At 66.1% G+C, this 23,019-nt stretch carries 21 protein-coding genes and 1 tRNA gene; 15 read left to right on the top strand and 7 right to left on the bottom strand.

Annotation, left to right across the window (positions count from 1 at the left end; genetic code table 11):
• The first annotated feature begins 66 nt into the window (after positions 1-66).
• The gene (locus tag IT472_RS05020; protein ID WP_297179288.1) at positions 67-702 is read left to right on the top strand and encodes a glutathione S-transferase N-terminal domain-containing protein; all 636 of its coding nucleotides are present in this window, start codon (positions 67-69) and stop codon (positions 700-702) included.
• 7 nt (positions 703-709) lie between these two features.
• Positions 710-1,183: a ClpXP protease specificity-enhancing factor gene (locus IT472_RS05015; RefSeq protein ID WP_297179285.1), complete on the top strand. Its 474-nt coding sequence runs from the start codon at positions 710-712 to the stop codon at positions 1,181-1,183.
• Between the two features lie 34 nt (positions 1,184-1,217).
• Here IT472_RS05015 and IT472_RS05010 read toward each other — a convergent pair whose 3' ends face one another.
• From IT472_RS05010 to IT472_RS04995, 4 genes are all read right to left on the bottom strand, one after another.
• A complete protein-coding gene (locus IT472_RS05010) occupies positions 1,218-2,585 on the bottom strand; it encodes an SGNH/GDSL hydrolase family protein (protein ID WP_297179282.1) in 1,368 nt (455 codons plus the stop codon).
• 431 nt (positions 2,586-3,016) lie between these two features.
• Entirely contained in the window at positions 3,017-3,352 is a 336-nt protein-coding gene (locus IT472_RS05005; RefSeq protein WP_297179279.1) for a DUF3301 domain-containing protein, read from the bottom strand.
• Positions 3,353-3,433: 81 nt separating this feature from the next.
• Positions 3,434-4,288, bottom strand: a complete 855-nt coding sequence (nadC, locus tag IT472_RS05000; RefSeq protein WP_297179276.1) for a carboxylating nicotinate-nucleotide diphosphorylase — start codon at positions 4,286-4,288, stop codon at positions 3,434-3,436.
• The gene (locus IT472_RS04995) at positions 4,285-4,554 is read right to left on the bottom strand and encodes a Trm112 family protein (protein ID WP_297179273.1); all 270 of its coding nucleotides are present in this window, start codon (positions 4,552-4,554) and stop codon (positions 4,285-4,287) included. The genes nadC and IT472_RS04995 overlap by 4 nt, the downstream gene beginning before the upstream one ends.
• Positions 4,555-4,681: 127 nt before the next feature.
• On the opposite strand from IT472_RS04995, the gene purE reads away from it, so the two are divergent.
• Together purE and IT472_RS04985 are read left to right on the top strand one after the other, a co-directional pair.
• Complete coding sequence (gene purE, locus IT472_RS04990) at positions 4,682-5,194, top strand: 5-(carboxyamino)imidazole ribonucleotide mutase (protein WP_297179270.1); 513 nt, start codon at positions 4,682-4,684, stop codon at positions 5,192-5,194.
• On the top strand, positions 5,191-6,330 hold the full coding sequence (locus IT472_RS04985) for a 5-(carboxyamino)imidazole ribonucleotide synthase (RefSeq protein WP_297179267.1): 1,140 nt from the start codon (positions 5,191-5,193) through the stop codon (positions 6,328-6,330). The genes purE and IT472_RS04985 overlap by 4 nt, the downstream gene beginning before the upstream one ends.
• A 207-nt stretch (positions 6,331-6,537) precedes the next feature.
• On the opposite strand, the gene IT472_RS04980 is transcribed toward IT472_RS04985, so the two are convergent.
• Positions 6,538-7,116 (bottom strand): Fe-Mn family superoxide dismutase, encoded by a 579-nt coding sequence (locus IT472_RS04980; protein WP_297179264.1) that lies wholly within the window; start codon positions 7,114-7,116, stop codon positions 6,538-6,540.
• Between the two features lie 135 nt (positions 7,117-7,251).
• Here IT472_RS04980 and grxD point away from each other — a divergent pair, with 135 nt between their 5' ends.
• The 5 genes from grxD to ppnN all read left to right on the top strand — a co-directional run bounded on the left by grxD (position 7,252) and on the right by ppnN (position 14,289).
• Positions 7,252-7,575: a Grx4 family monothiol glutaredoxin gene (gene grxD, locus IT472_RS04975; RefSeq protein ID WP_297179261.1), complete on the top strand. Its 324-nt coding sequence runs from the start codon at positions 7,252-7,254 to the stop codon at positions 7,573-7,575.
• Positions 7,572-8,336, top strand: a complete 765-nt coding sequence (locus IT472_RS04970; RefSeq protein WP_297179258.1) for an SDR family NAD(P)-dependent oxidoreductase — start codon at positions 7,572-7,574, stop codon at positions 8,334-8,336. Before grxD ends, IT472_RS04970 begins: the two co-directional genes overlap by 4 nt.
• A gap of 52 nt (positions 8,337-8,388) precedes the next feature.
• Positions 8,389-8,982: a YhgN family NAAT transporter gene (locus IT472_RS04965; RefSeq protein WP_297179256.1), complete on the top strand. Its 594-nt coding sequence runs from the start codon at positions 8,389-8,391 to the stop codon at positions 8,980-8,982.
• 228 nt (positions 8,983-9,210) lie between these two features.
• A complete protein-coding gene (locus IT472_RS04960) occupies positions 9,211-12,567 on the top strand; it encodes a TonB-dependent receptor (RefSeq protein WP_297179252.1) in 3,357 nt (1,118 codons plus the stop codon).
• 339 nt (positions 12,568-12,906) lie between these two features.
• Complete coding sequence (ppnN, locus tag IT472_RS04955) at positions 12,907-14,289, top strand: nucleotide 5'-monophosphate nucleosidase PpnN (protein ID WP_297179407.1); 1,383 nt, start codon at positions 12,907-12,909, stop codon at positions 14,287-14,289.
• 132 nt (positions 14,290-14,421) lie between these two features.
• Here the strand turns inward: ppnN and IT472_RS04950 are convergent.
• Positions 14,422-14,496 (bottom strand) — tRNA-Val (locus tag IT472_RS04950).
• Positions 14,497-14,758: 262 nt separating this feature from the next.
• Between IT472_RS04950 and IT472_RS04945 the strand changes: the two genes are divergently transcribed.
• From IT472_RS04945 to IT472_RS04920, 6 genes are all read left to right on the top strand, one after another.
• Positions 14,759-15,478 carry a polysaccharide biosynthesis/export family protein gene (locus tag IT472_RS04945; RefSeq protein WP_297179249.1) on the top strand — a complete coding sequence of 240 codons (720 nt, stop codon included), beginning with the start codon at positions 14,759-14,761 and terminating at the stop codon, positions 15,476-15,478.
• Positions 15,479-15,502: 24 nt separating this feature from the next.
• Positions 15,503-17,800, top strand: a complete 2,298-nt coding sequence (locus IT472_RS04940; RefSeq protein WP_297179246.1) for a polysaccharide biosynthesis tyrosine autokinase — start codon at positions 15,503-15,505, stop codon at positions 17,798-17,800.
• Positions 17,801-17,804: 4 nt separating this feature from the next.
• A complete protein-coding gene (locus tag IT472_RS04935) occupies positions 17,805-19,343 on the top strand; it encodes a DnaJ domain-containing protein (protein ID WP_297179243.1) in 1,539 nt (512 codons plus the stop codon).
• Positions 19,340-20,617, top strand: a complete 1,278-nt coding sequence (locus tag IT472_RS04930; RefSeq protein WP_297179240.1) for a hypothetical protein — start codon at positions 19,340-19,342, stop codon at positions 20,615-20,617. Before IT472_RS04935 ends, IT472_RS04930 begins: the two co-directional genes overlap by 4 nt.
• A 70-nt stretch (positions 20,618-20,687) precedes the next feature.
• On the top strand, positions 20,688-21,113 hold the full coding sequence (locus IT472_RS04925; protein ID WP_297179237.1) for a hypothetical protein: 426 nt from the start codon (positions 20,688-20,690) through the stop codon (positions 21,111-21,113).
• 103 nt (positions 21,114-21,216) lie between these two features.
• The gene (locus tag IT472_RS04920; RefSeq protein ID WP_297179233.1) at positions 21,217-22,602 is read left to right on the top strand and encodes an O-antigen ligase family protein; all 1,386 of its coding nucleotides are present in this window, start codon (positions 21,217-21,219) and stop codon (positions 22,600-22,602) included.
• A gap of 205 nt (positions 22,603-22,807) precedes the next feature.
• Here IT472_RS04920 and IT472_RS04915 read toward each other — a convergent pair whose 3' ends face one another.
• A complete protein-coding gene (locus IT472_RS04915; RefSeq protein WP_297179230.1) occupies positions 22,808-23,008 on the bottom strand; it encodes a hypothetical protein in 201 nt (66 codons plus the stop codon).
• Between the last annotated feature and the right edge of the window lie 11 nt (positions 23,009-23,019).

The raw sequence follows: 23,019 nt of genomic DNA, 5'->3' as shown, positions 1-23,019 counted from the left end.
TCGCCTGCAGCGTGCGGGCGGCGTGGGTGCGTTCGGCGCGGCCGGGCGCGGGAGTGGATCCAGATGATGGCCGTGAGTCCTCGCATGCGTAATGCTCTGACCCTGTTCTCCGCCGTTGACGATGTCGTCTGCCACCGGGTGCGCCTGGTGCTGGCTGCCAAGGGCGTCACCTACGACTTCATCCCCGTCGATCCCCAGGATCCGCCGGAGGACCTGATCGACCTCAATCCCTACCACTCGGTGCCGACCTTGGTCGAGCGCGACCTGGTGCTGTACGCCGCCAGCGTGGTCAGCGAATACCTGGACGAGCGCTATCCGCACCCACCGCTGATGCCGGTCGAACCGCTGGCGCGCGCGCGTCTGCGACTGGCGATGCTGCGCATCGAACACGACTGGGTGCCGCAGGTGCAGGCGATCCAGCTCGGCAACAAGCAGCAGGTCGAGGCCGGGCGCAAGCGGTTGAAGGAACTGTTGGCGCAATCGCTGCCGCTGTTCAAGGCCTACAAATTCTTCCTCAATCCGGAAATGAGCCTGGCCGACTGCGCGATGGCGCCGATCATCTGGCGCCTCGACGCGTTGGGCGTGGCCCTGCCCAAGGACGGCAAGGTGATCGAGGACTACGGCAATCGGATCTTCCGCAACCCGGGCTTCGTGCGCAGCCTGACCGAGCAGGAAAAGAAGCTGCGCGAGCTCGTGCTCTGAGCCTGCGATGGGGGAGCCGCCGATCCCGTTGATGACCAGCCAGCGGCCGTACCTGCTGCGGGCACTGTACGAATGGATCGTCGACAACGGCATGACCCCGCACGTGCTGGTCAACGCCGGTGTCCCGGGCGTGCGGGTGCCCACGCACACGATCAAGGATGGGCAGGTGGTGCTCAACATCGCCGATCGCGCGGTGGCCAAACTGGCGATGGACAACGATGGGCTGCGCTTTTCCGCACGTTTCGGCGGGGTTTCGCAGAGCGTGGTGATCCCGATGGCGGCGGTGGTTGCGGTCTATGCGCGCGAAAGCGGGATGGGCATGGCACTTCCCGAGGATCCGAACCCGGCACCTGACACGAACCAGCCGGGTCCTGATCCGAAGCCCGGGGCATCAGCCGTGGACGACGATTCGCGTCCGGGTGGACCGGATGACGCGCCCGATCCGCCCAAGCGGGGCGGGCATCTGCGGATCGTGAAATAACGGGCGCGCATCGGGACTGCGCCGCTGCGACGGATCACTGCTGTTGGTTCAGCCCGGAAAACAGGTTATCAGCCAGCGCTTCGTAACCCTCGCGGCTGAAATGCACGCCGTCGCGCCGCGCCAGCCCGCGCGCCATCCAGCTGGTCATGCTGCACTGGCCACCCATCGCCTGCTGCCAGTCCCAGTACAGCGTGTGCTGTTGTTGGGCGACCGCACGCTGGACTGCCTGCACGGCGTCCAGTCCGACTGCACGCACCCCGCATTGCCCGGCGCCACTCTTCAGTGATTCCGGTGCACCGAGGATCAGGATCGCGCTGCCCGGGAAGCGCTGCCGCAGTCGGGTGACCGCCGCAGTCAGGGTGGAACGGAGGGTTTCGGGGTCGAGCGTGGTGCGGAAGGCCTCATTGGTGCCATAGGCCAAGGCCACCAAATCCGGACGGGCGGGCTCGAGGTCGTCCATCCAGCCATTGCGCCAGCGGTTCCACTGCTCGAGTTCGGAGCCATTGATGCCAACCGCCGAAACCACGGCGCCACGGCCATTGGCGGACTGCATCCACCAGCCACCGATCGCGGTCTGCGGGCTGATTGCCGCGCTGACCGTGATCGGCAGGTCGGCTTCGAACGCCACCGGATGCCACTGACTGTCGAGGTACGGGCTTTGCACCGTCTGCCTCCGGCCGCTGGCGTCGGTGACGGTCAGCGGCGCGTCCATCGGTCCTTGCCGGATCAGCAGGGTGATCGCCTGTCGCGGCGTGGCGTAACGGGGCTTCAGCGTCAGCATCGCGAACGGCGTGGTCATCTGGGCGATGAATCCGCCGAACGGATAGTCATAGCCGGGACCGGAGGTGCGGCTGCTGATCAGTTGCCAGCCGGTCTGGCTGACGGTGATTCGGGCCAACCGCTGGCCGGGGATCTGGATGGGTGTCACCCAGCCGATTCCGCCGTCACCCAGCAACTGCTGCAGGCGCAGGCGCAGTCGTTCGGTCAGGAAGTCACCTGCGGTATGGGAATCGCCGATCTGCAGGTAGCTGAAGTGCGCCCCTCCTGCGCCCGATCGCAGCAGCGCCAGCACTGCGGCGGCGTTTGGATCACCGAAGTCCTGCAGGATGGGACCTGCGCCTGGCGCAGCGTTGGCAAGGGGCGGTGCGTCTGGGGCCGGTGCGGTCCCGGGAGGCGGAATCGGGACTGCTTGGGGCGCGGCCGGCGGCGGTGGCGCCACTGGATCGGGCTGGTACTGCGCGGCCACCACCCAGCCATTCCCGCAGCGGGGCATGTTCTTGTATTCGGTGACACCCTGTTCATTCACGCGCTTGCAGACCACGCCGGGCCCCGCATGTACGGTCGGTCCGGGAAGCAACAGCGCACAGGCAACCACGGCACCGAGGTATCGGCGCAGTGGCATCAGCGGGGGGTCTTGCGAGCAGGCATGGCGGCTAGTTTATCGTGCGTCCGGCCCGGGCGTGGAAGCTGTGGAATGGGCTCGGTCGGGCGCGGTACAGGTGTTCTTGCCGGGATGCATTGCCTGCCGCAACCCGTTGCCGCTGCCCAATCTGCACGGCAGTGCCGCAGGCGGGTGAGCGGGTTTCCGTGCAATGCAGGGGTTTGACGACAGCCACGCCTGCAACCCGCATGGATGGCGTGGGCCGACAATGCCCGGATGGCGTTGTCCACCTTCCCCAAGGCAATGCTGAAGCAAGTCCCTCCTGGACGTGTCAGCACACGCGGCGTCCGGTGCATGCCCGAACGCAGCTCACGCGGATCAATCACATCGGTGATCGATGCGCGGCCGACCATCCATGGTCGGCAGGCAACGCCGACTGAATTCGCGTTGACCTAACCGGGCAAGTTCTGGATCACGTCCCGGGCGGCGCGGGTCGGGCCGATGAAACCAACCAGGCGTCCGTCCAGCAGGATCAACTGGCCGATGTGGCGATCGTGGCCGTCTTCCGAGTATTCGAAGCGGAACCGCCGCTCCAGCCCCAGCCAACCATCCGGCTTGCGGCGCAGGCGCAGCCCGGAGGCGTGCACCGATTGGTCCAGCCACTGCACGCCCGCCGCGGCGCAGGCGTCACGGCCGATCTCGGCCGCGCGTTCGGCGGCGGCGCGGGCGGCGGTGAAGAAGAAGAACGCCGCTGCACCGATGATCATCAGGATGAGCAGGGTAGGCATGCCTTTACTGTGGTGGCCACGCAGGGCACTTGCAAGCGGGTCGGGAGGACGACTGAAGTCCGTGCCGGAAAAGCGACGGACTCAGCCCAACTTGAGCGAAAAATCGATGGCGTGGACGTGCTTGGTCAACGCGCCGATCGAGATGCAGTCCACCCCGTCTTCGGCGATGGCGCGCACGCCGTCCAGATCGACCCCACCGGACACCTCCAGCGGGATGCGGCCGTCGAACGGGGTCGAGCTCGCCATCCGCACTGCTTCGCGCCGGGTGGGGGCGTCGAAATCGTCGATCAGGATCCGCGTGCAGCCGCAGGTGAGGGCATCGCGCAGTTGGTCCAGCGTCTCCACTTCGACGATCAGCGGCAAGTCCGGGTGCAACGCGCGCGCACGCGCGATGGCTGAAGCCACCGAGCCGAACGCACGGATATGGTTTTCCTTCAGCATCACCGCATCGAACAGGCCAATGCGGTGGTTGTCGCCGCCGCCCACGCGGACCGCGTATTTCTGTGCCACCCGCAGGCCGGGCAGGGTCTTGCGGGTGTCGAGGATGCGTGCGCGGGTGCCGTGCACGGCGGCCACATAGCGCGCAGTGACGGTGGCCGTGCCGGACAGGGTTTGCAGGAAGTTCAGCGAGGCGCGCTCGGCGCTGACCAAGGCGCGCCGGCGTCCCGTGAGCGTGGCGACCACGGTGCCGGGATGGATCGCATCGCCTTCGGCGCAGTGCCAGTCGATGCGAACCTCGGGATCCAGCGCACGATGGCAGGCGTCGAACCACGGCCGCCCGGCGATGACGCACGTCTCCTTGCACAGCAGGTGAGCGCGATCCGGACCGTCGTTCACCAAGGCTGCCGTGGCATCGCCCGGACCGAGGTCCTCGGCCAAGGCGGAGGCGACATCGCGGGCAATCGTGTCGGCAGGCGGCGTTGGGATCGCACTCATGCCGTTGGGAACCCTTCGACCTGGGCCGTGGCCAGCGCGTCTTCCGCACACAGCATCGGGATGTCGTCTTCGATCCGATACACGGTCTTGCGGTCCCGGGTCACCAGGGCGGCGTGCAGTGGTCCCCGCTGCGGGCTGCCGTCGCTGCGCAGGACGCAGCCGGTGACGATGGCGCGGTTCAGTGCCTCCAAGCCCGACGCGTCCAGTAACGCCAGCGGTTGCCGGGTGATGGGGCAGACCAGGATGTCGAGCAGTTTCCGATCCATGCAGTGCGCGGTAACCGCAAACGGGTTCCAGAACCTGCAAGGGTAGCATCCGGTGGCAAGCCGGTCCGGGCAAGGCGAACGACTGGCCGCGAAGCGCTAGAATGCCGATTTGACGAACGATGCCGCCATGACTGAAACGATACCCACCTCTCCGGTCCCGCTGGTCGGTATCGTCATGGGTTCGCGCTCCGACTGGGAAACGATGGAGCGCGCCGCGCACCTATTGGCGAGCTTGGGCGTGCCGCACGAGGTGCGGGTGGTGTCAGCGCATCGCACGCCGGACGTGCTGTTCGCCTATGCCGACTCCGCTGGGTCGCGCGGACTGCGCGCGATCATCGCCGGTGCCGGCGGCGCGGCCCACCTGCCCGGCATGCTGGCGGCCAAGACCGCGGTGCCGGTGCTGGGGGTGCCGGTGCAGAGCAAGGCCCTGAACGGCATGGACTCGTTGCTCTCCATCGTGCAGATGCCGGCCGGGGTGCCGGTGGCGACCTTCGCGATTGGCCAGGCCGGGGCCGCCAATGCTGCACTGTTCGCCGCGGCAATGCTGGCCAGCGACCATCCTGCGATTGCCGAAGCGCTCGCCGCGTTCCGCGACCGGCAGACCCGCGATGTGGTGGACAACGACGACCCGCGCGCATGAAAACGGTTGGCATCCTCGGCGGCGGGCAACTGGCCCGCATGCTGGTCCTTGCCGGTGCCCCGCTCGGGCTGCGCTTCAAAGTGCTTGATCCTGCCGCCGACGCCTGCGCCGGCCAGGTGGCACCACTGACCGTGGGCGAGTACGCCGACGAAGGCACGCTGGCCCGTTTCATCGATGGCGTGGATGTGGCGACCTTCGATTTCGAGAACGTGCCCGCACAGGCCGCCGACTGGCTGGCTGCCCGGGTGCCGGTGTTCCCGCCGCCGCAGGCGCTGGCGGTGGCGCAGGACCGACTCTCCGAAAAGAACCTGTTCCGCGACCTCGGCATTCCGGTCGCACCGTTTGCGGATGTCGATTCGGAGGCCGCGCTGCAGGACGCGGTGATGAAAATCGGCATCCCCTGCATCCTCAAGACGCGGCGCCTCGGCTACGACGGCAAGGGCCAGTTCCGCATCCGCGCGACGGAGGATATCGGTGCGGCGTGGGCGGCGCTGGGGCCGCAGGCGGCAACCACCGGATTGATCCTCGAGGGCCACGTCGCTTTCCAGTGCGAACTGTCGGTGATCGCCGTGCGTGGTCGTGACGGCGCGTTCCACGCCTGGCCGCTGGCACGCAATTGGCATGACGAGGGCGTGCTGTCGGCGAGCCTTGCGCCTGCGCCGGTCGACGCGGCGCTGCACGCGGTTGCGCTGGATCATGCGCGGCGCCTTGCCGAGGCACTCGATTACGTCGGCGTGCTGGCGCTGGAGCTGTTTTGCCGTGATGGTGAACTGTTGGCCAACGAAATGGCTCCGCGCGTGCACAACTCAGGGCACTGGACCATCGAAGGCAGCCAGACCAGCCAGTTCGAGAACCACCTGCGCGCCGTGCTCGGCATGCCGCTGGGTGACACCGGCGCACTGGGAGTTTCCTGCATGCTCAACTGGCTGGGTGAACTGCCGGATCCGGTGCCGCTCATGCGCGAGGCCGGAGGCCACTGGCACGACTACGGCAAGTCGCCGCGGCCGGGCCGCAAGGTTGGGCATGCCAGTGTGCGCGTCAACAGCCACGAAGCGCTGGTGGCCGCCCTGCAGCGCGTCGGTGTGGCGCTGGGCCGGCAGGCGCAGGTGGCGCCGGTGATTGCCAGCCTCGCCTGATCCGCGGAGGAACGCTCCAAGGACAACGGCCGGGTTGCCCCGGCCGTTTGCCCAAGCACGATCGCAGCTGTGACTTATGGGAACCTCGAATAACTGGTTTTTGCTCGTCATTCCCGCGAAAGCGGGAATCCATTGCCTTTGAATTCAATGACTTGAAGATGCTCACTGGAGCCTCGAGCCAGATATCCGAGGTAATTCGAGATTCCCTTATTTCATCTGCGCCGCCGCGAACTCCCAGTTCACCAGGTTCCAGAACGCCTCGAGGTACTTCGGGCGGGCGTTGCGGTAATCGATGTAGTAGGCGTGCTCCCACACGTCGCAGGTCAACAGCGGGGTGTCCTCGCCGGTGAGCGGGGTCGCGGCGTTGGGTGTGCTCACCAGTGCCAGCGCGCCGTCCGGGCGCTGCACCAACCACGCCCAGCCAGAGCCGAAGGTGCCCACCGCGGTCTTGGTGAACTCCTCCTTGAATTTGGCGAAGCTGCCGAACGCGGCGTCGATCGCATCACGCAGCGTGCCGGCCGGTTCGCCGCCACCGGTGGGCGACAGGCAGTTCCAGTAGAAGCTGTGGTTCCACACCTGGGCAGCGTTGTTGAACATCCCGCCTTGCGACTTGCGGACGATCGCGACCAAGTCCAGGTTGGCGAACTCGGTCCCCTCGATCATCTTGTTGAGGTTGGTGACATAGCCCTGGTGGTGCTTGCCGTAGTGGTAGTCGATGGTTTCCGCCGAGATGTGCGGTTCCAGTGCGTTGTTGGCATACGGCAGGGCGGGCAGTTCGATGGCCATGGGTCGGATCTCCGAGACGGAACAGAAGGGCAGTACGGCCGCGGCCGCCTGACGCATTACAATGGGCGATTGTAGCGAACCCTCGCGTCGTCGCTTCGTGAAGCGACCAGCCGCAACCCAGCAGGAGTGTCACCGGTGCCGACCGTGGAAGAGCGCATCCGCGCCGAAATCGACAGCCACACCATCGTGTTGTTCATGAAGGGCACGCCGGAGTTCCCGATGTGCGGGTTCTCCAGCAGGGCCGTGCAGGCCCTGCGTGATGCCGGCGCCGATCCGCTGTACACCGTCAACGTGCTTGAAGATCCGGAAATCCGCGCCAACCTGCCGCGATTCTCCGATTGGCCCACCTTTCCTCAGCTGTTCGTGCAGGGTGAGTTGATCGGCGGCTGCGACATCCTCGTGGAACTGGCCGAGTCCGGCGATCTGGCGCGCCTGCTGGCGGATGCGCGCAGGCCGTGAGCAATACCGGCGCATTGCAGGATCGGGTGATCCTGGTCGCGGGCGCGGCGGGCGGGTTGGGCGCGGAAGCTGCAGTGGCCTGCGCCGAGGCCGGCGCCAGCGTGCTCCTGCTCGGGCGCAAGGTGCGCGCGCTCAATCGAGTCTACGAGGCGGTCAAGGCGGTTGGTCCGGATCCGATGCTGTATCCGCTGGACTTGGAAGGCGCCACACCCGACGACTACGACCAACTGGCGCAGGCGATCGAGGGTGAATTCGGGCGTCTCGATGGCCTGCTGCACTGTGCCGCCGAATTCCGTGCGCTGACTCCGTTGGCGCACACCGATCCAGCCGATTTTGCGCGCGCCATCCATGTCGACCTGACCGCGCGCTGGTGGCTGACCCAGGCCTGCCTGCCGCTGTTGTCCAAGTCCGATGCCGGTGCCGCGGTGTTCGTGCTGGATACCCCCGAGCGTCGCGGCAAGCCCGGCGCGGCCGGTGCCTACTGGGGTGGCTACGGACTGGCCCAGCAGGCCCAAGCGGCACTGGTGCCGATGCTGCAGGCCGAGCTGGGGGCCCAGGGCACGCGCATCAGCGGCCTGCGCCCCGGCCCGATGCGCACCGGCTTGCGTGCCAAGGCCTACCAGCTCAATGCCGACCCGGAGGCACGCCCTGCGTTCGATTATGCGCAGGCCTGCGTGGACTTGCTGTCAGCGGCGGGCGCCCCGTGGCGTGGCCGGATCATGGATCGCGAACCCGTGCCCGCTGCCGCGGTGGACGCATGAGGTCCGGAGATTCCCGGCCGCGGGGCCAGATCGCGATGGCGAGGGACATGCAATGACCATCACCGCCGCCGCCCTGCTGCTGTTCTTCATCCTCGATCCACTCGGCAACATCCCGGTCATCCTCGGCCTGTTCAAGGGGATCTCCGCCGCGCGCCAGCGCCGCATCCTCGCACGCGAACTGGTGATCGCATTGGTGGTGCTGCTGCTGTTCCTCTGGGGCGGGCAATACATCCTGCACCTGATGCACCTTCGGCAGGAGTCGGTCTCGATCGCCGGTGGCATCGTGCTGTTCCTGATTGGCCTGCGGATGATTTTCCCGACCGCCGAAGGCGTGATGGGTGAGGTGCCCGGCGGTGAACCGTTCATCGTGCCGGTGGCCATCCCGATGATCGCCGGCCCGTCCGGCATGGCCGCGGTGATGCTGCTGGGCACACAACAGCCCGAGCGGATGTGGGAATGGATGCTGGCCTTGATCCTGGCCTGGATTGCCACGGCCGTCATCCTGCTGTGCTCCCCCTGGCTGCAGCGGCTGCTCGGTGCCCGGGTCCTGACCGCGGTCGAGCGCCTGATGGGCATGGTGATCGTCGCCATCTCGGTGCAGATGTTCCTCGACGGCGTCGCCCGTTACCTGCACGGCGCCGGCTGAGCCCGCCTCGCCTGTCCCGAACCGGTGTGACGGAGTCGGCAAAATCCGCGTGAAAGGCGATGGGCGGTGCTGGCCCGCCGGCCGGTTGTGTTAAACTTCCGTAACGGCGTACCGTTGCGTACGGCGTAGGGGCTTTGCTCAATTCCTCCTGCGACGCCAGTCGGGCGACTCCCGGCAGTGGCGCACGGTGGGCTTTCCTTATTCCACTCCAATTCCTGAGGCCATGCCATGAACCACCTGCACCGCGTCCGGCTGTCGAAGCTGTCACTGGGTCTGATCATCGCGCTTGCCGCGGCCCCCGTGTTTGCACAGAGCACTTCGTCCGGCGTGGGCGGCCTGGTGACCGGGGCCAATGGCCAGCCGGTGGCCGGCGCCGAAGTCACCATCACCCACGTCGAGTCGGGCACGGTCAGCCGAGCCACCACCGATGCCAGTGGCCGCTACAACGCCCGCGGCCTGCGCGTGGGAGGTCCGTACACGGTGACCATCACCAAGGCGGGCGAGGGCACCGACACCGAGGAAAACGTGTTCCTCGGCCTTGATCAGGTCGCCACCGTCGACGCCCAACTCCATTCCGATGGCGCAACCACGCTGGGTTCGGTGGTGGTCAGGGGAACGCCCAATTCGGCGACCTTTGCCTCAGACAACCGCGGCCAAGGCACCAACCTGTCGCGTGCCGAGATGGACCGCAATCCTTCCCCCGACCGTTCCATCCAGGATGTGGTGCGCACCGATCCGAACGTCGTCGTCACCGACCGCGACCGCGGCGCTTTCTCGGCGCTGGGCCAGAACTTCCGCTACAACAGCATCACCGTGGACACCATCCAGGCCGGCGATCCCTTCGGCCTGAACGACAACGGCTTGCCGACCAAGGGCACGCCGATTTCGCAGGACGCCATCCAGAGCTACAACATCTCCACGGCCAACTACGATGTCACCGTCCGCCGAGGCGTGGGTGCCTGGGTGAATGCCGTCACCAAGTCCGGCACCAACGATTTCCACGGTTCGCTGTATTACGTGTACCAGAATGCCGACGGCATGATCGGCAAGGGCGGCAACAATCGCAGCGCGCTGGCTGATTGGCGGGGCTATGGCAGGGACACCACATGGGGGATCACCGTCGGTGGCCCGATCGTCCGTGATCGCCTGTTCTTCTTCCTCTCCTATGAAGAAGGCAACAAGACCTCGCCGGGCTCGCTGTGGGGCCCTTCGGATTCCAATGCCGCTTCGCGGGTGAATGGCCTGACCCAAGCGCAGTTGGACCAGATCATCAGCGTTGCGCAAGGCTGGGGCCTGGATCCCGGCGACAACCATTCGGCCAGCACCGACATGACCTCCAAGCGCGCGCTGGTCAAGCTGGACTGGAACATCAACGACTACCACCGCGCCAGCTTCCGCTGGAGCCGGACCACCGAAGTCGAGCCGATCATCACCAACAGCAGCGCCAGCCTGCTGACCCTGTCCAGCAACTGGTATGCGTTCGACAAGAAAACCACCAGCTATGCCCTGAGCTTCTACGACGACTGGACCGAGAATTTCTCCACCGAGCTCTCGATCGGCTACAACCAGTTCGACCAGACCCGCGGTCCGCTGGTCGGCGGTTACCAGCCGGAGATCTCGGTGCGCCTCAACGGCACCGACAGCGGCACCATGGTCCGCTTGGGCACCGAGTATTCCAGCCAGGCCAACGTGATTGGCGTGAAGACCTGGAACGCCTATTTCGCCGGTACCTGGTACCTGGGCGATCACGTGCTCAAGGCCGGCATGGACTATCAGTCCGACGATTACTACAACATGTTCCTGCAACGCTACAACGGCCAGTACACCTTCAACTCCATCGCCGACTTCCTCGCCGGCAGGTGGCGCCAGTACCAGCTCGCGCTGCCGGCGCCAGGCTACACCCTCGATAACGTCGCCGCCCGCTTCCGGATGAAGCAGTACGGGTTCTTCGTCCAGGACGTCTGGCAGGTCAATGATCGCCTGTCGGTGCAGTACGGCCTGCGCTACGACTTGCCGCGCGTGAATCCGCCGCCGACCTACAACCCCTGTTTCGCCGCCGCACCGGGCACCTTGGGCAACCTCGGGCCGTGTGGACTGCGTGCCAACGCGGCCAACCCGAACGCCGCGACCGGCGGTTTCGGCTACACCAATGCAACCACCATCGACGGCAACGGCGTGCTGCAGCCGCGGTTGTCGTTCAACTACCGCCTCGACACCCAGCGCCCCACCCAGATCCGTGGCGGCGCCGGCCTGTTCCTGTCCAATACCCCGGCGGTGTGGGTGGCCAACCCGTATTCCAACAACGGCGTCGCGGTGGCGACCTGGAACATCAACCGCTACCGCTTGCCGACCGACCCGTTGTTCAGCGCGGATCCCTACAACCAGAACATCCCGGGTGGTGTGCTGACCCCGCCGGGACTGGGAACGTCGTCGATGACGGTCAACGTCGTCGATCCCGACTTCAGGTTGCCGACGGTCGCCAAGTACACCCTCGGCGTGGATCGTGAGCTGCCGTGGTGGGACATGGTCGCAACGGCCGAGTACCAGCATCTGGATGTCGTCAACGGCATCCGCTACACCGACATCAACCTCGGTGCGCCGACCGGGATCCTGCCCGATGGGCGCTACAGCTACGCGAAGTTCCCGTACTTGGCGCCGGGCAGCAGCAACACCACGTTCTGGAACCGCAACCCGTCGTTCGGCAACACCATCCTGCTGAGCAATACCGGCCGCGGCTATTCCGACAACATCACGCTGTCGCTGAAGAAGCCGTTCAACGGCACCTGGAGCGCCATGCTTGCCTATACGTGGAGCCACGGCACCGACGTCAATCCCGGCACGTCCAGTGTCGCCTACAGCAGCTACCAGAATCGAGCGTTCGTCAATCCAGGTGACGAGGAGGTCGGGATCTCGAATTACTCGATCCCGAACCGCGTGCTGGGTCGGGTGAGTTGGCAGCACAACTTCTTCGGGGAATACGCCACCCGGGTCTCGGCCATCTATGATGGCCACGACGGTGCGCCATACAGTTGGGTGTTCGGCAACGACGTGCTGGGCATCGGCCTGGGCTCACGCGGGCTGGCCTACGTGCCGGCCGGGCCGGACAATGTCGTCTGGGCCAACGCGACCTCGGCGGCGATGGCCAACTCCTTCTGGAGTTACGTCAACAGCAACACCGAACTGGATGGTGCCCGCGGTGAGGTCTTCCGCCGCAACGCGGCGCGCGCACCGTGGGTCAACCAGCTGGACCTGAGCTTCTCGCAGGAAATCCCGGGTTTCATGGCCGGGCACAAGGGCGAAATCCGCCTCGACATCTTCAATTTCCTGAACATGCTCAACCACAACTGGGGCGTCGAGTATCGCGCCGACTTCCCGCTGGTGCGCCAGTTTGCGAACTATGCGGGCGTCTGCACCGTGGTCAACGCAACCTGCACGGCCGCCGACATCGGCAAGTACATCTTCGACATCTCCAACAGCCTGTACAACAAGGGTGGCGTGTACATGCCGGATGACCTCGACGTCAACGAATCGAATAACCCGTCGCAGCGCTGGGCGATGCGCCTGACCCTGCGTTACACGTTCTGATCGACAGGCATCGTGGTTCGCGAAAAACGCCCGGGTGTCCCGGGCGTTTTTCGTTGCGCGATCCGGCCGCTCTATGGCAAGACCGATCAAGTACGCAAGCGGTTGGTCCGCATCACCCGGGGAGGTGAACATCTCCATCGAGCAGGTGCAAGCCAGCCATCCTTGGCTGCTTGGAACGGCTGGATTGTTCGGGGGCTCAACGCCCGAGGCAACGCTTGGTCGGCCTTGTCTGCCGACCCTGGGTGAGCGTGTGCTGACAATTCCGGGATGAACATGTTCGGCGAATCCCTAAGGTAAAGTGGACGCATGAATACGACAGACGACCTGCAAGACGGATACATGCTCTCTGGCGAAGGCACCGGCAGCCTGCTTCCCAGCGTTTCCACCCACATCTACCCCAAGGGCGCGCTCGACGTGCTCTCGCGCGAGGAAGTCGCACGCCTGCGCGATGCCTCCAGTGGCGGCCTGCATGAGCTGCTGCGCCGTTGTGCGCTGGCCGTGCTGACTTCGGGCAGCGCCTCCGATGACCCGCGTGCGGCGCAGGAGCTTTACCCGGAGTTCGATATCCAAGTGAAGCAGCAGGACCGCGGCTTGCGGATCGAACTGCACAACGCGCCGGCGATGGCCTTCGTCGAAGGCAGGATCATCCGCGGCGTGGCCGAACTGCTGTTCGCGGTCGTGCGCGACCTTGCGTTCACCGCGATCGACCTCAATGGCGACCCCGACCTGGACACGTCCCCCGGAATCACCGACGCCGTGTTCCGGCTGTTGCGCAACGCCCGCGTCCTGTATCCGACCGATCCGAACCTGGTGGTGTGCTGGGGCGGCCATTCGATCGGGCAGGACGAGTACAAGTACACCAAGCAGGTCGGCTACGAGCTGGGCCTGCGCGGGCTGGACATCTGCACCGGCTGCGGGCCGGGCGCGATGAAGGGGCCGATGAAGGGCGCGACCATTGCCCATGCCAAGCAGCGTCGCCGTCGCACCCGCTACATCGGCCTGACCGAGCCGGGGATCATCGCGGCCGAATCGCCGAACCCGATCGTCAACCACCTGGTGATCATGCCGGACATCGAGAAACGCCTCGAGGGCTTCGTGCGCATGGGCCACGGCATCATCGTCTTTCCGGGCGGCGTCGGCACCGCCGAGGAAATCCTCTACTTGCTGGGCATCCTGCTGCGCGAGGAAAACGCCCACCTGCGCTTTCCGCTGGTCCTCACTGGACCGACCGCGGCGGCACCCTATTTCGAACAGATCGACCGCTTCATCCGCCTGACCTTGGGCGATGTCGCCGCCAGCCGCTATGAAATCATTGTCTCCAACCCGGTGAAGGTCGCCAGTCGCATGTTCGCCGGCGTCCAGCACGTGCGCGAACAGCGCATTGCGCAGGAGGATTCATTCTTCTTCAACTGGGCGTTGCACGTGCCGCTCGAGTTCCAGCAGCCGTTCAACCCGACCCACGAGCGCATGGCCGCCCTCGACCTGCACCACGGACGCAAACCGCATGAATTGGCGGCCGACCTGCGCCGCGCCTTCTCCGGCATCGTTGCCGGCAACGTCAAGGAACCGGCGATGCGGCAGATCGAGGTCCGCGGCCCGTTCGAGATCAACGGCGATCCCGACATCATGCACGCCCTCGACGCCCTGCTGCGCGCCTTCGTCGAGCAGCGCCGGATGAAGATTTCCGGCGAATACCGGCCGTGCTACCGGGTGGTGTCCTGAGCCAGCACGAACCCAGGGTGAACCGGGACACTTGCCTGCGCGGACGATGCGTTCCTCCATCGCGCCTGCGGTGCATTGTTTCGATTGACAACAAAAACCCCTGATAAATCAGGGGTTTTGAGGGTCTCGACTTGGTGGGCGGTGCAGGGTTCGAACCTGCGACCCTTGCCGTGTGAAGGCAATGCTCTACCGCTGAGCTAACCGCCCGGAGAGCCGGGCATTCTACAGGATCGAGGGCGAAGGGCAACGGGGCGATGGGTTTGTCTGGCGGCGGTTGTCGCGGTTACCTGAGGCAACGCTGATGTGGTCGGCGTTGAGCTGCGTCCGGGCATGCATCGGACGCAGCGTGTGCTGAGCAAGTTCAGGAGAGACGTGTTCAGCATTGCCCTGACAGCAAGAAGCAGAGCGGCAGTGGTTGCGTTGGCGCGATTGGTCGGCATAATCACCAGTCCGGGAACAAGGAACGTCCATGCTGCGGCGTCTGCCATCGATCTGCCTGCTGTTGATCTTGTCCCTGCTGCTGGTTGCCTGTGCCAGTGGAAGTGGGGTGAGGAACGTGCCGCGCGCAGGCGCCGGTGCGGCAGCGCTGCCGCCGCCGGATGCCAACAACATGGAAGAGGCTTTCCGGGAGGCGAGCGATTATCGCATTGGCGGAAACGACCTGATTTCGATCAGCGTGTTCGGCGTGGATGCACTGAGCAAGGAGGTGCGCGTCAATGCCAAGGGGCAGATCTCGCTGCCCTTGATCGGCACCGTGAATGCCGGCGGACTGACCACCGCCGAACTCGAGGCCCTGCTGAAAACCAGGTACTCGGAAAATTATCTTCAAAATCCGCAGGTCAGCGTGTTCGTCAAGGAATTCGCCAGCCAGCGCATCACCATGGAAGGTGCATTGAAAAAGCCTGGGGTCATTCCGATCAGCGGCAAGATCACCCTGCTGCAGGCGATCGCGCTGGCCGGCGGCATCGATGAGAAAATCGCCGATCCGCGCGGGATCGTGATCATGCGCCAGGTCAATGGCAGGCGGATGGCTGCAGCCTACGATCTGCGGATGCTGCGCAATGGCAGCATCGAAGATCCACAGCTCTACGGGGATGACATCGTCGTGGTCGAAGAGTCGGGCAGCAAAACGACGCTGCGCAGGTTCCTCGATGCGATGCCGATCATCGGCCTGTTCCGCTGGTTCTGACGTCGCAACGAGGACGCGTTTCAAATGACAGACGACAAGCTTCCGGTCGATCCGGCGCAAGGTGGCGACCGGCTTCCAGCGCGCCAGGATCCCGTTGATCAGCGGGCGTTGGCCTTCGCACACGGGCGCGGTGTGCTGAGTCTGTTCGAGGAACCATCCGAGGATGAAGCCAACGAATTCGACCTGCGCAAGTATTGGCACATCCTGCTGAAATGGCGCTGGCTGGTCATCAGCATTGCCGCCGCCGTCACCGCGCTGGCGTTGGTCAACACGTTGATGACCACGCCGATGTACGCCGCCCAAACGCTGGTACAGATCGACAATAAGACCGCGGAGTTGACCATTGCCGCTGCCGGCGGTGGGCAGGTCGCGCCGGATTATTCTTGGGACGACGAGTACCTGCAAACCCAGCTTGAATTGCTCAAAAGCCGCAGCCTGGCCGAGCGTGTCGCGACGCGGCTGAATCTAGACCAGACCGCGCTGGATCGCCTGGAAGCACCGAGCTTGTCGAGTCGGCTGCTTGGCCTGATTCGGCCACGACCTGCCTTGACGGGGACGGCCAAGCCCGGTGCTGTCCCGACTGCCCAGTCCAACGCCATTCGCGATGCGGTAGCCGCCGAAGTCAACGGTGGCCTGTCCGCGACCCGTGTGGAAAACACTCGCCTGGTCTGGATCCGTTACGACAGTCCTTCCCCCGATTTCGCCGTGCGCGTGGCCAATGCGATTGCCGAGGAGTTCATCGCGTCGAATCAGGACCAGAACAGCGGCCGTTCGAATTTTGCCAGGGATTATCTGGAACGCCAACTTGCGGAAACCAAGGCCAAGCTGGAGGCGTCTGAGCGCAAGCTGGTCGAATACGCCCGCGCGCAGGGGTTGACGATCACCGATGACGAGGGGCGCACGCTGGCATTGGAAAGCCTGACCCAGCTCAGCGCGGCGCTGGCACAGGCGCAGCAGGCACGAATTCGCGCACAAGCACGCTACCGCAACAATGCAACCTCGACCGAACAGCTGACCGCCTCGGCCATCGGCCCATTGCAACAGCAGCGGGCGGTGCTGATGGCGCAATACCAACAGAAACTGGCCACGTTCAAGCCGGACTACCCGGAAATGGTCCAACTGCGCCAGCAGATCGATGAAATCGACAAGCAGATCGCCGCAGAACGTGGACGGATCGGCGGTTCGGTCAAAGCCGAGTACGACGCGGCTGCCGCAGAAGAGGCGGCACTGACTGAGCAGGTGGAACGGCTGCGCACGCAGGCCTTCGTGGCAAGCAGCAGCAGCATCGAATACAACATCCTCAAGCGCGATGTCGACACCAATCGCCAGCTCTACGACGGTCTGCTGCAACGGTACAAGGAATTGGGCGCAACCAGCGCGGCCGAAGCCAATAACATCCGCATCATCGATCCTGCCGACGGCGCCGGACGTTTCAAGCCCAATGTGCGCCAAGACCTGATCCGTGGCGTGCTGTTTGGCTTGCTGCTGGGCGTGCTGGCTGCCTTCTTGCTTGAATATCTCGACGACACACTGAAATCGCCGCACGACATCGAACAGAAACTCAAGCTGGCGGTACTGGGCGTGGTGCCCAAGGTCAAGGAAGGGCGGCGGGTGGCCGAAGCCGCGGCGGATGCGCATTCGGGCTTCTCGGAGGCTTACCGATCGGTGCGCGCGGCGCTGCAGTTTTCCACCGACCACGGTGTTCCACGCACGCTGCTGGTGACCAGTCCCGGGCCCGGTGAGGGCAAATCAACGGCGGCGCTGGCGCTGGCGCGCAACTTCGCGCGACTGGGCAAGAGCGTGCTGCTGGTCGAAGGCGACCTGCGCAATCCATCCTTGCACCGCACCTTGGGCCTGAAGGCAGCGGCGACCGGGCTGAGCGGCCTGCTGTCCGGTTCCGATGCACTCACCAGTGTCATCCAGCCCAGCGGCGAGGACGGGCTGCAGGTCATCCTCGCCGGGCCGCTGCCGCCGAACCCCGCGGAACTGTTGTCCGGCTCCAAGCTGGTGTCGATGCTGACCGTGGCCATCGAGCGCTTCGACCAGGTGATCATCGACGGGCCGCCGGTGCTGGGGTTGGCGGATGCGCCGATCCTCGCCAATTCTGCCGACGGCACCGTGCTGATCATCGATGCCGGGAAGACCAAGATTCGCACCGCGCAGATTGCGCTCAAGCGTCTGCTGGCGGCGCGCGCCCGCGTGGTCGGGGCCTTGCTGTCCCGCTACGATGCCCAGAAGTCGGCGTACGGCTACGGATATGGCTACAACTATGACTATGGAAGTGGTGGCCGCGAAGGAACGCCGAAACTGACCAGGGGTTGAGTGGATGGACGGTGCGAACGGCACCGCGTTGGAATGGGCACTGGCGCTGCTGAGTGCGCCCGCGGAGCGCTACCGCCTGCGGCAGCGACCGTTGCCACCCGGCGTCGGCGAGCTGCTGGCTGTCGCCGCCAGCGTGGCGCCGGACGCGACTGATGTGGCGTTACCGCAACGCGGCTTGCTCCAGACCGGGGAATCCGCCGCAACCCTGCGCGAAGCCGCGCGCTTCTACGCGCGCGAAATCCTGTTCCACGCGGACGCCGATGCCTACCGCACGCTGGGCGTCGCGGCTGACGCGCCGGCGGAACAGATCAAGGCGAACCACCGTCTGCTGCAGGTCTGGTTGCACCCCGATCGCCAATATGCCGGCGACGACTCCATCTTTGCCGCGCGGGTGAATGCGGCCTGGAACCAGCTGCGCAGCGAGGATCGACGCCGAGCCTACGACGCCGAACGAGCAGCCGCGACGGGCCGTGCGTTCGCGCCTGCACCCGCCGCAACCCGGCCCGACGCCCGCCCGCTGCCGGCGGCGGTCTGGCATCCGCAGCCCGGGACACCCGCCGCCTTCACCCGCAAGCGCCATCGGGCGCTGGTGGCCGGCTTGCTCGGCATCTGCCTGCTGTTGGGCTGGCTGGCCTTGCGCCAGAGCCTTCGCGAACCCGAGCCCTGGGGTTTTGACATCGTCGATGCCGCAGTGCCCGCCGCGGATAGGCCTGCGGATATGTCGCTGCGGCACGAAGGCGCTGAATCCGCCGAGACGGCGCCTCTACGCCGGGACGTGGACGCTGCCGCCCCCGCACCCCTGCCTGTGCTGCCGCCCGAATTGGACCTGCCGCCGGTCCCGCTGGCGGCGGAGGATGTCGCGCCGCTGACGACGGCGCTTCCAGTCACCCCGCCGCCGGCGGTGCCCCCGGTGCCGGTTGAGCGGGTTGAGCTGGCGTGGCAAGCCGGCGCGGCGCATGCAGCGAGACATCCTGTCCAAGCTTCGTTTTCGACTCCGTTGCCGGCCGCTCCCGCAGTCGCTGCCAGCCCGGCGGCGTTGCCACCGACGCCCGTCGTCGCGGCCAACCCCGCGCCGACTATCCGCCGTCCGCCGCCCGATGCGGCCACCGCTGCGGCAGACCCCACTGAGGCGGTGCAGCAGGACAGCCTGTTCGGTCGCCTGCGGCAGGTGTTCGGGCGACGCAGCCAAGCGCGGACAGAGCTGGGCCCAGGCGCGGAAGGGGACGAAGCCTACGCGCGCATCCAGCAGGCACGCCAGGTCGGGCAGCAGCTTATGCACTACCTCGTGTCGGACAGCCGCACGCCGCCACCGATCTGGGCCAGCGCCTCGGCCTTGGACCGCGCCGACGGCTTGCGCCGTGACCTGCGCCAGCTGGGCGCCACCCGGCTGGGCGCACCGCAGTGGCGCATCGGACAGACCCATGGTTCGCTGCGCTCCCCCTACCGGGTTGCCGGCTCCAGCCAGGGCAGCGTGGTCGCCGCGCTCGCTTGGCGCGATGACCGCTGGCTGGTGACCTCGGTTGCGCTGGAAGCCGGCCCGTGAGGCGGGGCGTGCGGGTGGTGGCGCTGGCTGCCACGCTGGCCTTCGTGGCGCTGGCCGGGTGGCGGATCGTCGGCCAGCTACAGGCGGAACGACTGGCCAACGCCGACCCGGAGCGCGCCTTGCAAGCCCATCCGGGCGACCCCGACGCGCTGTGGGCGCTGGCCGAACAGCAGCTGGCGCAGGGCGAGCGTGCCGCCGCCGCCGCGACCGCGCGCACGCTGCTGGCGCGCGAGCCACTGCAGGGCCGCGCCTTCCGCCTGCTTGCCCAGATCGAAGAACACACCGGGCACGACCCGCAGGCGCGGCGGCTGTACGCGATCGCCGCGCAGCGAGCGCCGCGCGATTCGGAGGCCATCAGCGGGCTGGTCCGTCTGGCGCTGCGCAGCGAGGACTTTCCCGAAGCGCTGCGCTGGATCGATTTCTATCTACGCACATCACCCGATCGCGCCGCGGCCAATGCCCGGCTTCTGCCGCAGTTGGCGCCGCTGGCCCGCGATGGCCGTTTTGCCAGTGCGCTGGTCGCAACGCTGCGCCAGAATCCGCCCTGGCGCGAGCAGATGCTGCGCGTACTGTGGACCTCGCGCGCTGCGGCAGATCGGGTCTATGGCCAGCTCGATGAAGAACACGCCCTGAGTCCGGAGGAATTCGCCGGCTGGATCGACGCCCTGATCGGGCAGGGCGATTGGGACGAGGCGCACACACGCTGGGTCGCACGCACGCCGGGGGCAGAGAGCCATCGTCTCCGTGTCTATAACGGCGATTTCCGCCGCGAGCCCTCTGGCGCCGGTTTCGACTGGCGGCTGCGGGTGGCTGGCGTGGCCAGCGTCGATTTTGCGGCGGCGGGAGCAGGGACGGGTGGGCGAGTCATGCACCTGCGCTTCTTCGACCAGCCGGTGCGCGGCGCCGTGCTGGAGCACCCGCTCCGCCTGCCGCCCGGTGCCTATGCCGTGCGCCTGCGGCTGCGCGCGCGTGGGCTGCACTCCGCGGGTGGGCTGCAGTGGCAGCTGGTCTGCCCATCCCGTCTCGGTGCGATCGCCACTGGCGAGCCGCTGGTCGGCAGCTTCGACTGGATCGAGCCCAGCTTGACCGTTCAGGTTCCCCAAGCCGACTGCCCGGGACAATGGTTGCGCTTGAACACCCTCAGCCACGGTGGCAAGGGCCTGCGGATGGCCGGGGAACTGTGGATCGATGCCGTCCGGATCGAGCCGGCGACCATGGCACCGCCCACGCGACCGGCCCCGAATCCCGTGCAAAGTCCCGTGCAAACTCCTTGACAGCGGGCGCGTGTCGCACCTAAGGTAACGGCCTGTGGGACTATTCCACGCTGACGTCAAGGGTCCAACAATGAAAACGCTGGCGATCGTTTTGGCCGCAACGGGCGTGCTGTTTTCGGGTTCGCTGTTCGCACAGTCCCAGGAAAACGTGACCTTGCGGATCAAGAATGGCTCGGTCATGACCAGCAACGGCGGCGAATTCGTCACCGCGCAAAACGGCCAGGGCTTGACCCGCGGCGAAAAGCTCTCGATCAGCAATGCGACCTATGCACAGGCCGTCTACGACCGTGGTACCCAAGATACCAGCGACGACTGCGTCATCGAATTCAAGGCCGCGGGCGTCTATGAAGTGCCGGGCGACTGCAAGCCTGCAGGTGCGTGGCAGGCTGGTTCCAATGGCATCAACAAGTGGATCGTCGCCGCCGTGGCGATCGGTGCTGCGGCCATGCTCAATGACAGCCCCAACGATTCGATCAGCTACAGCATGGTCCCTTGATCGCAGCCGGCGCACTCAGGTGCGTCCAACGCGAATCGGCGGCAAGCGGGACAGGTCGAACGGCCTGTCCCGTCGCTTTTGAGCCGGCAGCAGGACGCTTCGGTTGATCGCGCTGGCGGCGGAGGCGAGGTTCCAGCGCGTAGCGTTGGCGCTTGCTGCGCTGTGCGCGGTCGCCTTGCTGTTCGCATCTTGGCTGTTCGGCGGCGTGGTGCAAGACCGCAGCTGGCACGACGAAGGCTTGGCGCTGCTGGCGCTACCCTTGCTACTGACGGCAACCGCCGTCTTGCTGCAGTCCCCGCCGTCCAGCAGGCTCTTGCGCACCGCGCTGGTGATCATGCTGGCCGGATGGGTGGTGGTCGCGCTGCAATTGCTGCCGCTGCCGGCATGGCTGGGAAGCGGCGCACCGCGTGCGAGCCTGACACAGGATCTTGCGGCTGCAGACGTGGCCGCCCCGGATCTGCGTTGGAGCCTGTCGCCCTTTGCCACCGAACAATCGCTGTGGCGGATGCTGCTGCCCTTGGCTGCATTTCTTGGCGGTCTAGCGGTCGCACGCAGATTTCGGCGCGTCCTGCTGGGCGGCATCGTCCTGCTGGCCCTGGCCAACCTTGGGCTGGCCCTCCAGCAACAGGGCCTACCGATCGACAGCCGCGCCCGCCTGTACCCGGTGATGGATGGTTCGGTGATGTTCGGCGGCCTGTTCATCAATCAGAACCACCACGCCACGGCCCTGATCATCGCAATGGTGCTGACGCTGAGCCTCGCGGTCGATGCCTGGCGCCGGCGGCGGCCGGGTACCCGCCGGCATGAACTGCAGGCGTTGGTCTGGTCAGGCTTGGCGGTCTTGTTCCTGTGCGCTGTCCAACTGACGCATTCGCGCGCCGGGATCGCGCTGCTGGCCCCCGCGCTTGCCGGCAGCCTGCTGATGACCGGCATCATCCGCTTGCCTCACGCCCTGCGCCGCCCCTGGCTGGTCGTGGCGGTGGCCGCGCTGGCGGTGGTTGCGGCAGCCCTCTCATTGCCGTGGCTGGCAGCGGCGCCGGGCGCCGACCCGCGCTTCGTGATCGCCGCCAAGACCTTCCAGCTCGGCCTGTCCTATTTGCCTTGGGGCAGCGGCGCCGGCAGCTTCACCCCGGTGTTCGAAACCGACCTGCCCAAGGAACTGTGGATTCCGCAATACATCAACCACGCCCACAACGAATTTGCGCAATGGTGGCTGGTCGGCGGTTTGCCGGCCGTCGCCGTCGTCGCCGCGGGATTGGCCATCCTGGCCGTGGCCGGCTACCGCCTGCTGCAACTGCAGGGCCGCCGCTCCGCTGCGGTGCTGGCGGCCGGCTGTTGGACCGCGATCACGGTCACGCTGGTGCATTCCTGGGTCGATTTCCCACTCGGCACCCCTGCGCTCGCGGTGACCGTGGCCATGCTCGGCGGCATCCTGTTTGCGTGCCTGGATGAGCTGGGTGGCCGCGAGCGAACGCGTGCGTCTGGATGACGCAAAGCGCCCCCTCACCTCGATCTCTCTGCCCCTCATCCCAACCCTCTCCCCGCACGCGGGGAGAGGGAGTCGGCACGCCGCTAAACCTTAGCGACCGGAAAACTCTCTCCCCGCAAGCAGGGCGAGGGAGACAAACGCACGATGCTCCTGCTTTTCCTTCTCTCCGTCCTGCGGGGAGAGGGAGTCGGCACGTCGCTAAACTTTAGCGATCGGAAAACTCTCTCCCCGCAAGCTGGGCGAGGGGGACAAACGCACGATGCTCCTGCTTTTCCTTCTCCCTGTCCTGCGGGGAGATGGTGGCCGCAAGCGTGGGCAGGCGTGCCCGCAGGGTCTTTTCCTTCTCTCCGTCCTGCGGGGAGACGGTGGCCGCAGCGCTGGACGAGGGGCGCTCTTGCTTTACCATCACACCCTGCC

This window comes from Thermomonas sp. (assembly GCF_020850895.1).
GTDB lineage: Bacteria > Pseudomonadota > Gammaproteobacteria > Xanthomonadales > Xanthomonadaceae > Thermomonas.
The sequence above is the reverse complement of the archived record's forward strand: the minus strand, read 5'-3'. Positions and strand labels throughout refer to the sequence as shown.